The sequence below is a fragment of the Pseudomonas sp. WPR_5_2 genome (assembly GCF_003634475.1).
Taxonomy (GTDB): domain Bacteria; phylum Pseudomonadota; class Gammaproteobacteria; order Pseudomonadales; family Pseudomonadaceae; genus Aquipseudomonas; species Aquipseudomonas izuensis.
The window spans coordinates 368,145-380,712 of sequence record NZ_RBLA01000002.1 but is presented as its reverse complement, the minus strand read 5'-3'; the positions used below and the strand labels follow the sequence as shown (position 1 = coordinate 380,712).

9 protein-coding genes are annotated in these 12,568 nt (G+C 50.3%); 1 reads left to right on the top strand and 8 read right to left on the bottom strand.

Going from position 1 to position 12,568, the window contains the following annotated elements:
* Positions 1-902: 902 nt before the first annotated feature.
* The 8 genes from BJ917_RS10410 to BJ917_RS10375 form a co-directional block, all read right to left on the bottom strand.
* Complete coding sequence (locus BJ917_RS10410; protein ID WP_256658539.1) at positions 903-3,365, bottom strand: RND family transporter; 2,463 nt, start codon at positions 3,363-3,365, stop codon at positions 903-905.
* A gap of 4 nt (positions 3,366-3,369) precedes the next feature.
* Entirely contained in the window at positions 3,370-4,359 is a 990-nt protein-coding gene (locus tag BJ917_RS10405; RefSeq protein ID WP_256658538.1) for a YCF48-related protein, read from the bottom strand.
* Positions 4,360-4,548: 189 nt separating this feature from the next.
* Positions 4,549-5,910, bottom strand: a complete 1,362-nt coding sequence (locus BJ917_RS10400) for a DUF1329 domain-containing protein (protein ID WP_121103309.1) — start codon at positions 5,908-5,910, stop codon at positions 4,549-4,551.
* A gap of 12 nt (positions 5,911-5,922) precedes the next feature.
* The gene (locus tag BJ917_RS10395; protein WP_121103308.1) at positions 5,923-7,626 is read right to left on the bottom strand and encodes a DUF1302 domain-containing protein; all 1,704 of its coding nucleotides are present in this window, start codon (positions 7,624-7,626) and stop codon (positions 5,923-5,925) included.
* Between the two features lie 666 nt (positions 7,627-8,292).
* Entirely contained in the window at positions 8,293-9,195 is a 903-nt protein-coding gene (locus tag BJ917_RS10390; RefSeq protein ID WP_121103307.1) for a transporter, read from the bottom strand.
* A 73-nt stretch (positions 9,196-9,268) separates the two neighbouring features.
* Positions 9,269-9,619: a Rieske 2Fe-2S domain-containing protein gene (locus BJ917_RS10385; RefSeq protein WP_121103306.1), complete on the bottom strand. Its 351-nt coding sequence runs from the start codon at positions 9,617-9,619 to the stop codon at positions 9,269-9,271.
* An 18-nt stretch (positions 9,620-9,637) separates the two neighbouring features.
* Positions 9,638-10,564 carry a VOC family protein gene (locus tag BJ917_RS10380; RefSeq protein ID WP_121103305.1) on the bottom strand — a complete coding sequence of 309 codons (927 nt, stop codon included), beginning with the start codon at positions 10,562-10,564 and terminating at the stop codon, positions 9,638-9,640.
* 95 nt (positions 10,565-10,659) lie between these two features.
* A complete protein-coding gene (locus BJ917_RS10375; protein WP_121103304.1) occupies positions 10,660-11,658 on the bottom strand; it encodes a fumarylacetoacetate hydrolase family protein in 999 nt (332 codons plus the stop codon).
* Between the two features lie 291 nt (positions 11,659-11,949).
* Between BJ917_RS10375 and BJ917_RS10370 the strand changes: the two genes are divergently transcribed.
* Positions 11,950-12,546 (top strand): TetR/AcrR family transcriptional regulator, encoded by a 597-nt coding sequence (locus tag BJ917_RS10370; RefSeq protein WP_121103303.1) that lies wholly within the window; start codon positions 11,950-11,952, stop codon positions 12,544-12,546.
* The last annotated feature ends 22 nt before the right edge of the window (positions 12,547-12,568 follow it).

Here is a 12,568-nt window from a genome sequence, read left to right as displayed (position 1 = left end):
GCCTGCAGCGAAACCATTTCCTGATCATCGAGATTGAGCACCTGCATTGAAGACAGCAGGTCGCTCATACTCATCTCCCAATCGCTACGAAAGCGCTCCTCACCATCCAACGAGTAATAAAGTTCGCTGTCACGGAGCTTGGCCAGCTTGTCGCGCAAAGCGGTGGTCTGCTCCAGCAACAACAGTTTTCCACTGTCTGGAGGGGTTCCTTGTTCTTGTTGCGCGCTCAATGCATCCAGTTGGTCGAGAAATACCAAGGTGAAGCTTTCTCCCGCAGCCTGCGCGAGTGTTTGCATGCGCAAGCGAGCTTCTCGTGCTTGCTGAAGAGACTCGGCATAACTCAGGAATTGTCTTAAATAGTCGCTGGACGCATCGCGCATTGCGATCTCAGCGGTATTTTTTTGAGGAAGATCATCAAAATGCCGAATGAGTTGCTCAACTGCACCGCGCACTTGATCGTGCGCCTTAGGAGAAAGATTCAGTGCATATTCTTTTTCCGCAATACGGGCTTGCAGGATCAACGTTTGAATCCAGTCCTCGGTACGAAGTTGTTCACCGCGAACCCCCAACAGACTAAGAGAATGGAAGGCGGTAATCCCCACTCCGAGCGTGAATAGCAGCACTAACCCAAAACCGATCGACAGCTTGGCTCCTACCGAGAGATTACCCAGTAGCCGGCTCACCAAAAACATACAAATCTCCTCTTCATGCAAGTGGTGACGCACCTAGGAACAGGAAAACATGCCCAGTGACGTAGCCCCTGCTATTTCGCCGACTGAGGCAGAGCCGCTGTCCGGAATAATCTGAACCAGGCCCAGAGTTATCTGGGCGTTATATTTCCCCCAGTGGATGAAAGCCCTTGATCAACCGTGATAAGCCGTGGAGCTGACAAGGGCTGCCGATCAGGAGATGGAGCTGTCCAGACGCAGTGAATGACCTGAAGGGGATTGCTCGCTCAACGCCACTGGGCTAGCCACCTTACTGCTGGAAGCATCACTGCGCAGCGTGGAAGGCAATAGGAAATAAGCCAGTGCAGGCAGCAGTAGAAGAGCGCCCACCATGTTCCAGACAAACATAAATGCCAGGAGCACACCCATGTCAGCTTGGAATTTGATTGGGGAAAATATCCAGGTACCTACACCTATCGCCAAGGTAACCCCGGTGAGCATTACAACCTTGCCTGTGGAGACCAGGGCGCGGTAGTAAGCTTCGGAGAGGCTTTTACCTTCACGCAAGAAGCCCAACATGATGGTCATTACATACAATGCGTAATCAACCCCAATACCTACACCTAAAGCGATTACCGGCAAAGTCGCGACTTTCACACCAATACCTAACCCGACCATCAATGCCTCACACAGTATCGACGTGAGCATGAGCGGAATTACGGCACAAAGAGTGGCTCGCCAGGACCTGAAGGTGATGAGGCAGAGCAAAATAACCGCTCCGTACACCCAGAACAGCATCTCGCGATTGGCCTCTTTGACCACAATGTTTGTTGCAGCCTCGATTCCCGCGTTGCCGGCGGCAAGCTGGAATTTGACCTCTTCGGTATCATTAGCCGCTGCAAAGGCTTCGACGTGACTTACCAGGCGAGAAAGGGTTTCTGCCTTATGGTCTTTGAGAAAAACATAAAGCGTCAGCAGGCTACAGGACTCGTTGTAAAGTCCCCGCGGCGCGCTGGCAGTAATCATATTCAACATCGCTTGATTGTTTTGCAGCTCGTACCACTTCGAGTTGCCCTCAGACAGTCCTACCAACATGCGGCGATTTAGCAAAGCCATGGAGTTCGTTGAGTCTACCCCGGGCAGACTACGCAACTGCCAATCCAAATCATCGACTTTACGCAAGATATCGTAACGCGAGCAGGCGCTCTTCGGCGTCTTCACCATTATGGCGAACAGGTCACTACTGGCTCCATAACTGCGCGTCATGAAGGCATCATCCAGGTTGTAACGCGAGTCTGGACGCAACTCTGGCGCACCAGCATCCAGATCACCAATTGCCAGATGCAAACTGACCATAAATCCCAGAAAGGCGGCTATTAAGCTGACACCTACGCAGATCAAAGCCCAAGGCTTGCGAGTAAAAAGATCAAGGAATCGCCAAAAAACGTGTCGCGCTTGACCGCTCTGCTCTGCTCGTTCGCTCTTGAGGCTCAGTTCAGCCGCGCGGGGATTGACGCCAACATAGGAGAGCAAGACCGGTAGCAAAATGAGGTTGGTGAAAATCAGCACAGCAACACCAATGCTAGCGATAATTGCCAAGTCTTGAATGACTTTGATTTGAATAATCATCAGCACGGCAAAACCCACCGCATCACAAAGCAGTGCAGTCAGGCCAGCGAGAAACAGTCGACGAAAAGTGAAGCGCGCAGCAACCACTCGGTGCATGCCACGACCAATATCCTGCATGATGCCGTTCATTTTCTGGGCGCCATGGCTCATACCGATGGCAAACACAAGGAAGGGCACCAACACCGAATACGGATCTAGCTCATACCCTAGCAACGGCAGCAACCCAAGCTGCCAGATAACCGCCACCAGTGAGCAAAACACGACCAAAAGTGTGCTGCGCATGCAGCGGGTGTAGCCATAGAGCACGACTGTTGTGATAGCGATGGCGGCGGAAAAGAAGAGCATGATCTGCCCCAATCCATCAATCAGGTCTCCAACCTTCTTTGCGAACCCAGTAATGTGAATGTCAACGCTGTCGCTTTGATATTCAGCGCGGAGCGCCTCCAATTGACCAGAAAGTTTGGCGTAATCGAGGGCCTGGCCATCCGGCGTGCGTGACAACAACGGAATGGAAATGATGCTGGACCGCTGGTCGAAGGCTACCAGTTGGCCGATCTCGTTAGACAGCTGCACATTGTTGCGTAGTTCAGCGAGTGATGCGGGACTACCGTCGAATTTATCAGGAATTACCGGCCCACCATCAAGCCCATCCTCAGTCACCGAAACCCAGCGAGTTGCAGGCGTCCAAAGTGACTTCATGTAAACACGATCCACGCCTGGCAGCAAAAAGATGCGATCACTCATGGACTGCAAAGTACGCAGGTAATTCGTGTCGTAGATGTCCCCCTTTTTGTTGGCAACAGCGATGCGCACCGTATTACCCAGTCCAGACAGCTCCTTTTGATTGGCTAGATAATTAGCAATGTAGGGATGTCCGGTAGGGATCATCTTCTCGAAGCTAGCGTTCAATTCTAGTCGAGTGGATTGCCAGCCGAGCAGAACAGTGACTAGCAGACATAGCAGAAGCACCCAATGGCGATGGTTGAATAGAGCACGCTCTACCAAGGTCCCTGAGCTTGGATCAAATACGCCTGACTCAGGCAGGGAAGGATGACGAGCGGAATTCATATGCTCACTCCGAAACTTCAATAGCAGGATGTGAAAAACGTGACAAACCAGCAAAACCAGAGGCAATCAGACTGCCGTCGACCGCTTCAACAATGCTGCTCACGGGGATTCCCAGCGGCTTGCCCACCGGGTTTAGCACTAAACTATTTGAGGTCGAGCTACTGAACAAACCACCAGCTTGATTGGCTAGCAATACACTCCCATCGGGCAATCTAGTGGAGCCACTGATTGAATTCGGCCAGGAGACATTCAATTGATGAAAGCTCTCACCATCATCAGATGACAAATAGGCATGACCTTTAAGACCCGCTACCAGCAGAGCTCCATCCCCCCGTATATTGGTAGTGAAGAAGCTCCCGTTATATGGACTTGGCAGCTGTGCAAAAGTCTCTCCGTCGTCAATTGAGCGAGCCACGTAACCTTGCTCACCGGCGAGAAACCAAAGGTGGTCTTTCCGAGCGATAGCGTAAATATGCACAAACGACGGATTCTCGACGCGACCTATCAGCGACTGCCATGTTGCCCCTCCATCCTGAGTAGAAAACACTAACCCGTAGGAGCCGGCGACGATGCCGCGCTTAGCGTCGAGAAATTGCAGCGCTAGAAGTGGTTTATCTGGCCCATCCGCTATCAAGCGTTCAGCGTTGGAAATGCGGATATCAGCCGCGTCCGCATCGACTGCACTTGCTTTTTGATCCTGAGCAGCCTTCAACTCAATCTCTGCAGCCTGCACACCAGTAAGCTGTAGACTCCAGTTTTCGCCGCCGTCCACAGAGGCCAACACTGTGCCAGCGTGCCCGACCGCCCAACCATGCTTGGAGTCTACGAACTGAACTGCAACCAGGCTAACTGAGACTGGAACCTGTGCCTGCCGCCAGGATTGTCCATTGTCATCGGAGAGTACAATAACGCCCCGTTCACCCACGGCGATGAGCCGGTCACCAGCACGTGCCAAATCTATTAGAACAACATGCGAGGGTTTGGCAATTTGCATTGCTGGAGAGTCTAGGGCAGCCCCAACAACCCCGCCGTCAGCATGAGGGGGCGAAGAAAAAGTAGACAGAACCAAAGCTATTGCCAAACAATTTAACCGACTATTTTTTATCATTTTTATTATCTCTTAGATCGAATACTTCAAAAGCACCGACCAGAAATCGTCGGTGCTTTTCAGAGATGCTTAGCGTTAACGCACACCCTGCCCCGCCATGACGGCAGGCGAGAAATCAGACTTCTTAAAGCGATCTACAATCCCCCATTGCGAGGGCTGCCCAGTCAGTAAATCAAGGATGAACCAAGTACCGGACGTAAAATCATAGAACCCCGACGACACAGAAGCTTGGGCAGGGATATCTGGCATGACTGCCGGCAGCGCCCACAGTGTTTTCGCCAATTGGCCACTTGCATCCCAACGATCGCCTAACAGCGCTTGCCAAGTATCTTCATCTAGGTAGTAACGGCTTTTAACCATTTGATGGCGCTCGCCGGGCTTCAGATCTGCCTCAACTACCCACACACGATGCAGTTCCCAGCGCAGAACGTCTGGATTGAGATGTCGCTTACCAAGTACATCTTCAGGCTTGTTTGCTGTGAAGAATTTATTGGTGTTGTAGGGAACATATAATTCTTTCTTGCCCACCAGCTTCCAGTTGAAGCGGCTAAGTCGTCCTTTGTAAACCGACAACTCATCGTAAGCCATTACACCTGCAGTGGACGGCGCTGGTGTGTCGCAGCATGAGTTAGGTACTTTGCGCACTCGCCGTTGACCAGCAAGATAAATATGCGTTTGTGATTTATCGGCGTTGAGGTTAGCCCTATCTGTCGCTTGTTCCCCAGCACGGATTGGTGGACCAACATTAAGCAGACGAATCATCCAATAATCGCCATCGAAGGTCTGCGCTGAACCTTCCTGAAAATAATATGGCATCTCCTGGATAGCACGACCATCGGTAGTCATCACCTGCTGACCATCGGCGGTCATCAAGTAGAAGCGCGCGTCCCGAGTAATCGAGGTACCGCTCCAACTAAGCAGATGATTCCACATTGCCTCGACACCATTTTTCGGAATCGGAAATGGGATGCCGCCAAAAGCCCCTTCAGGCATAGGACCAGCACTGCCCTCTACTAGCTTCGCATTAACCGCGTTCTTGGCTGTATTATCATATACCCACTGGGGAGCTGCGGCAGTTCGGCGTGTTGGGTAGATATCCATTCGAAAGGTATCAGGATATCGCTTGAACATTTCCTTAACACCATCGCTCAGCTTGTCTGCGTACTGAGCCATATTCTTCGATGTAATGCTATAAAGAGGCTTATCCGAGGCGAACGGGTCACCGCGCTTACCTCCCTTCTGATAATTTTGATCAACAGTGGTATATCCACCATTCCATGCTGGAATACTTTTATCCGCATTACCCGCCCGCTCTGCCCCAAACGGGGTCAGGCTTTTACCTAGTTCTTCTACTCCGGCCGCCATCGCGGTCGCACTTAGAGCAACGGCTCCTATTATGGCAAAGCAAGCGGCACTAAATTTAAATCGAGAAGTCATCTTCAAATCCTCTTAGAAAGTGCTTTTGATTGAAAAGGCCAGGTAATCCCGGTCCTTTAATGCTTGCTTAAAATTAAACTGGCTCGCTTCATTAAGCGTAGTGTCTTCTGGACCGTAATAATGTGTATATGTCAGACCACAAGTAATACGATCAAGGTAGGTGGCGCTCACACCAATGTTCAAATCACCACCTTTATCAGGGCCGAAACCTCCAACCACAGCAGACTTACCCATCGGGAAATAGCTGGCACCCAACGGAACACTAATATCGATGCCCGAGAAGACCTGGCGGTAAGTTGGCGTATATACAAATTTTAGCCCTACCCCATCATCTGTAGCATTCGGATCCAACGCAGATCGGTTTTCGGTAACTTTCAGCAGCCGGTTCCAGGCTATTTCACCAATCAGCGTGGCTTCATTGGATATGATTGAGGGTTCAAGAGAAGCAAGAACGTTCAAATTCACATGTGCCGTCCGCCCAACCGCATATAGTGGATGGCTGTCGTTATCAGCTTCTACACCAGGCAATACCACCTGACCATTCGATACCAGAGGCATATTCCAGCGCATGGAAGCTTCCCCTGCAAAATTGTATTCACCCACTGATGTTGTGAAACTTGCGCCCAGTGCCCGAATATCCTCTGGATACACCCAATAAAATTCGCCCACTTGCCCGGTGGCAAAATTTGGACCTGTTACATTAGGACGTAAGTACAGTTGGGGAGTTTTATCGTGGTATTGGATAGCATAAAGCCCGTAATCAACAGTTTCAGCTGCGTAGCGCAACTGCAATCCACCCTGTCCGGAGTCCCTGGCTTTCTTGTCCTTACCGTGAAAAAAGGCGGCAGGGCTACTCGGGTTACCACCGAGAAAACCCGGGAATGGTTCTCCAACAATCAAGCGTTCAGCCCCCTCTCCCATCATGTCGAGAGTGGAGAAATAGCTGCCGGCAGCAGGTAGTCGTGTTTGTTCCCACTCAAACTGATAGAACGCGCCTAACGAGAGCGCATCAGTTAGCTGGTAGGAAGTAGACAATTGACTTACTGGCCTGGTGATTTCTTTGAACTGGGTATTCGGAACTGAAATGGCTTTGACTACATCCACCGGAGCCATGCCGCCCGCGATCCCGTTCGCTCCGAAAAACAGGCTTTCTCCCCAAATTAAGGCGTGCTGCCCCAGGCGAACGGACAAAGCACGATCTGCAACCTCACCATTCCAATAGACGAACGCATCTAACAACTCACCATCGCCGCCATGCAGATGTCGGGTGTCATCAGTGAATTCGTCATAGGCAACCGAGACCTGATTCGCGCGTGCAGGGTTGTCGTTATCGTTGTCCTTTTGGTATTCGGTGTCGAACCAAGCCGCCCCGCTCAAACGGCCACCGAAATTGCGGTAAGCGACATCCATTTCCGAAAGAAGGTCGAATCGATTAGAGATCAGGCCCTTATCGAAAGCGCGGTCGCCATCATCCTGGTTCAGGCTGACCTGGCTTTCGGAAAGCTTGCTACTTTGGTCCTTAAGACGCCACGCAGAACTGTACTTGAGGGTGTTATCCCAGCGAACACGAAGATCGCTATCACCTGTGTCTATTTGGAAAGCACTGACACTCATCGTTATCAATCCCGCAGCACCGCCGACGAGAATGCGTGACAAAAACCTCGTCTGCCCTGAAGGCGCGACATATGAGTACGCAGTAGACTTAAATACACGCATATACGAACCTCTTTTGTTTTTGTATTAGGCTTCGCTAAATTTCAAAATTGACGCCGTTAACCGCTCCTCCCAAAAATTCATAAAACCTTCCCGGTCCTCACGAGCGCCTGCGACGGTACAAACTTCGCAAACATTTTACGATACGGGACGTTTCGTATACTTACAGCTACCACCCATCCCTGTCAAGCCCGCAGCGATGTATTCGCCTACGGTTCCTAGGTCCTTGGTTTTGGCTTGCTGCCGCGTACCGGAGGGCAACCTAAAAGGCTCCGGTGCCAGAGGTGAAAACGTCACAGAACACAGCGTTTTTACGCCCTATTGAGACTCAAAAGCTGCCACCATTCTGCCTAGAGTTCGTTCTGTGATGCTCTGTCACCTCCTCACCTTTCGGTCGCCAGGTGATGACCAACAGAAAATATCGATACGTATCGTTTTTATGAAATATTTACAATGATATGCACTGGCACCGGTAAGAGAAGTTGAATTTTGCGGCCGCTAAACAAGATAAAACCGCGTCACGTATCGCTCCTCTTTTGCAAAGGATAAGAATCGATTCGTGCAGGAAGATAGGCATGACTTAAGAGTTCGGAAATATAAAGTCCAAATATCGGATACTCATAAAAAAACGCTTGCATTGTCAGCCAAGCGAAAAAGTGCAGCACCTAATTAAAACTTAAACATTCCATTAAGCATAACTGTGTCGCCTTCGGAAGCATTCCGAGCAAATACATCTTTCTGAAAGCTAGCTATTATTCCCCAGTCCCGACTTGCGTAGCCGATTTGAGGACCAACCTTTATAGACTTCGTACGATTCCCAACATCATCCCCATGAAACTGGTCATCATTCAACTGGGTCGATAAATATCCACCAATTCCTGCCAACCAATTTTGGGTCAGCCGATAGTTAAAACCATAGTCAACGGCAAGCTGCACACCGGACTTATAATCAGTCTTTGGATTCTCGTAACTGTAGTTAACACTAATTTTGGAACTGACCTCAACCTGCGGAACTGGGAACCACGTAAAAGCGTAAGCAGCATAGATCGCCTTGCTATTATTTCCTGGATTAACCAATGCATGCTCATCATATTTCCCCCACGGCGCCACAAAATCCAACTCCAGATTATGTAGATATGTAGGAGACTGCCAACTCACCAAAGCACCGAATAATGGATCGCCCATTCCATTAGAGGAGTCTCTACTTTGCGGCCCCAGGGCTGGGATATCCAAGTGACCGTCCACATAAGGGACCGCAACCTGCAACGAGACGTTACCGCCAAGTAGTGTTGGCCCATCAAGAGTGTGAACTAATCTCAAAGCATGAGCATGGACTCTTCCTTTCGCCTTCGGAAATACCTTATCTCCTCTTCCATCACGAATTGAATCCACACCAACAGTTTTATTATACGTGTAGGCATGAGTCTCGCCTGGAGCACCTACTGCCCCACTCATAACGGTTACAATGCCCAATGGGTAGCTGGATGTGCCACCTTCAAGCGCCATCAAATTAGAGGAAAACAGTAATACACCTAGACAAACCACACGACAAAAATCAACTGGAGCCTTCATCACACTTTCCTTTCTTGTTCTTGTTCTGTTTTTTGGCAACGGCAATTAAAAACCACCAAAAATCTTCGGAGCCTTAACTTCCCAAGAGAAATATTTCTCCTGTCTCAGTAATTTCTAAGCTCACAGGACTCAAACGCAAACCAAGACAGGGACCTTTAACACACAAACCCGAATCAATTTCAAAAAGTGCGCCATGACCACTACATACGATGTATTTTGACGCACTGTCCAAATATTGATTTTTCCGTACCGGCATAGTTGAGCCGGGCCAATGGGGACAAGAATTTTTGTAGCCAAAAATATTCCCGCCATCATTGACTAAAAAAATGTCGTCGTGACCTATGGTTTCCGTCCTGAACCCCAAAGATTGCCCTGGCGCAATTTGCTCGAGATGGCAAAGCCTACGGTAATCAGATTCTGCCATCTTCGACCCACCTCTTTATCAATCAGGCTTTCCGCCGGGAGCCCATTTTTCACGCCAATGGAATAGGAACACTTGGGAGTTATCGGTGATTGCAGGAGCTACGCGCGGCGTCCACTCATCGTCGTGCTGATCCATATCGGCGTCGTACTCGATATGGCAACCCATTGGTGTGTTGAAGTACCAAAACCAGTTAGACCCAAACTTATGTCGCCCTGGCCCCCAATACGATTCGTAACCTTTCGCAGCAAATGCGTAGCCGGCTTGCAGTACTTCCTGTGGCCCTCCCATGTGGAAGGTAAAATGCTCACATCCCTGCAGATGCGGCGGGGTCTGAATGAAGAAAAGGGTATGGTGATCGAAGGTACCCGCGGGGCGCAGGAATGGGCCCATCCCGATGAACTTGTCTACTAGCTTAAATCCCAGACGATCAGCATAGAAACGCTCGGCCTTCTCGGCATCAGGGACGAAATAGACAACATGAGATAGCGTTCGTGGTTTAGGGGCGAGCTCTGAGTTGTCGTCTACGCCGGTCTTGTTCGCAGGACGGTGAATGTCTCCAGGGGCGTTTACACGTTCGGCAGGCAGTTCATGTGGCTTTCTGATCGAGACTTGAAAGCCTAGAGAGAATCCGAGATCGTCCACTAACTCCAACGAGCCATCGGCCAAAACTTTGACTTCACGCTCACCTTCAAATTCTTTCTGGATGCTCTCTAGGGTCGCGAGGTCTTTTACGCCATATACCGTTTTGCGCAGCATATTTGCAGTCGGCAAATTCCATGTAGGTAACGCTGGATCATCGCGATGCTTGATGACTACACCAGTTCCATCCAATGCCTCAAAGCGTCCGCCCCCTACCGGCTCAAGGCCGTAATCCTGAAGGAAGCGCTCGCAGAGCGCGACATCGTCAACACCAAAATACAAAGTGTCCGGGCCAAGGATGTTCATTTCAACACCTATCAAAGAATGCGTTTTTGTTTTAGCAGACCCGTACTTTTACCGGGCCTGAGATCTCTGATGCGCGCGTGAATTTCAAATACACGTCACATGAATGGTTTACGTTCTTCGGGCCACCAGAGCCCCGAGACCGGCTGCCCCATTTTGTTGCGTAGAGTTCCAACTCCCTCAACAATCATTTCGACGACGTCACCTGGCTGGAGCTTACGATCAAGCTCCAAAGCTGAACCACCGCCCATAGTTCCCGAACCGATCACATCGCCAGGCACGATGGCTTCACCAAGGCTCGCCCAAGCAATTAGTTCGCCAATGGTCCACAACTTATTGGAGCTGTCACCTTTGCCCCAAGTCTCACCATTGACACGAACTTCCATACCGATACGGTCCAGGTCTTTGAATTCATCGACGGTGGTAATCCAAGGCCCAATACCGTAGGCGAAGTCTTTACATTTGGTGGGGCCCATCCCAATTGGCATCTCGACCGCCTGACAATCGCGGGCACTAAAATCGTTGAAGATGGTGATACCAAAGAGATGGTCAAGTGCGTTTTCAGGACGCAGGCTTTCTCCACGCTTTCCAATGACGTAACCGAGCTCCAGCTCGTAGTCCATGTGCTGGATATATCCTGGCCATGGAACTTCCGCCTCATGCCCGATGACCGTATGCGGTGTGCCTTTGAAATAGCCAGGCACCTTCAAAAGATTTGGAGTTGGCGGCTGACCAATTTTTTCATGGAAGCCTTTGATGTGGCCCACGAATGTCAGCCCGTCTCGCACCACTGACGGGTCCGAGGCGGGCAACCACTGCACGTTATCGAAGGCGATGGAGTGCGCATCTGGCCGCTTTGCATTGATCTTTTCAGCCGCGTGAACAAATGGGGCTCCCAGCGCAATAGCCGCCGACATGCTGCCCGGGAACACAGCAGTTGCGTATTTCAGTGCAGCTTCTCGGGAAGAGCCTTCTTTGACCAACTGATCATGCAGCGCGCGCTTCAGGTCGATGACCCGGCGCTCCTCTGGGACTACCAGGACCAAACGAGCTTCCGCGCCGTCGGGCCCATTGACAGAAATTCGGCCGAGTTTCATGTGATCTTCCTCTTTTTATTGACTCGTATGAGCATGGTTTGAGCTTTCTGATTCAAAGCTAAACGACACGGATCGTTTTGTAAAGAACATGTTTAGCACCTGGCTCATTTTGGAGCCCCCATGCGCCAGAAGGCTGATTCAGTGCGAAATCAAGAGGATTTGGCCAAGGTGCGACAGACGAATTGGCGTTTTCGTCAGCCCATGAATATACTAATCGTACCGTTTCGTTATTAACGTCACATCATGAACCACTCAGACTGCTTTAGGTCCGCGGACTCAAGGAATCAATCAATGCAGGTTAAGAAAACGTCATCACCTGCTGGACGACCTCGTAGTGAGGCAACGCGTCGACAGATCCTGGATGCTGCCATTAGTCTTCTCCAGGACAAATCAATACAAGCAATCTCTATAGAAGCGATCGCTCGAGAAGCTGGAGTAAGTAAGGCGACAATTTATCGATGGTGGGAATCCAAGGCGTCTGTGGTAATCGACGCGTTTATCGAACAACATTTGGTCAAAACCACATTTCCTAAAGGTCTGCGTCCACGTGAAGCCATAACCCACCATTTCCGCTCTCTGGTGACGCAGTATTCAGGATGGCCTGGCCGGCTCGTCGCTCAAATTATTGCCGAAGGCCAATCTGACCCTGCCATCCTTCGTGTCTTCCGTGAACGATTTCATTACGGCCGCCGAGCAGTCGTCAGGGAAATGCTTGAAGAGTGGAAAAACAGTGGCGACATTCCAAAAGATTCAGATGTCGAAGTACTGATGGATGTGATCTATGGGCCGGTTTATATGCGTCTGATGATAGGTCATGCCCCTCTAGACGAAGCCTTTGCTGAATCTCACATTAAGTACATCTGCGAATTACTGGGCTCTAAATCCTGAGGATTGTCGTCTCCAGACTAAA

What these genes read in the sequence shown, in the direction of transcription:
- BJ917_RS10410 (WP_256658539.1), bottom strand. Translation starts at nt 3,365, where the DNA reads ATGAATTCCGCTCGTCATCCTTCCCTGCCTGAGTCAGGCGTATTTGAT.
- BJ917_RS10405 (WP_256658538.1), bottom strand. Translation starts at nt 4,359, where the DNA reads ATGCAAATTGCCAAACCCTCGCATGTTGTTCTAATAGATTTGGCACGT.
- BJ917_RS10400 (WP_121103309.1), bottom strand. Translation starts at nt 5,910, where the DNA reads ATGACTTCTCGATTTAAATTTAGTGCCGCTTGCTTTGCCATAATAGGA.
- BJ917_RS10395 (WP_121103308.1), bottom strand. Translation starts at nt 7,626, where the DNA reads ATGCGTGTATTTAAGTCTACTGCGTACTCATATGTCGCGCCTTCAGGG.
- BJ917_RS10390 (WP_121103307.1), bottom strand. Translation starts at nt 9,195, where the DNA reads ATGAAGGCTCCAGTTGATTTTTGTCGTGTGGTTTGTCTAGGTGTATTA.
- BJ917_RS10385 (WP_121103306.1), bottom strand. Translation starts at nt 9,619, where the DNA reads ATGGCAGAATCTGATTACCGTAGGCTTTGCCATCTCGAGCAAATTGCG.
- BJ917_RS10380 (WP_121103305.1), bottom strand. Translation starts at nt 10,564, where the DNA reads ATGAACATCCTTGGCCCGGACACTTTGTATTTTGGTGTTGACGATGTC.
- BJ917_RS10375 (WP_121103304.1), bottom strand. Translation starts at nt 11,658, where the DNA reads ATGAAACTCGGCCGAATTTCTGTCAATGGGCCCGACGGCGCGGAAGCT.
- BJ917_RS10370 (WP_121103303.1), top strand. Translation starts at nt 11,950, where the DNA reads ATGCAGGTTAAGAAAACGTCATCACCTGCTGGACGACCTCGTAGTGAG.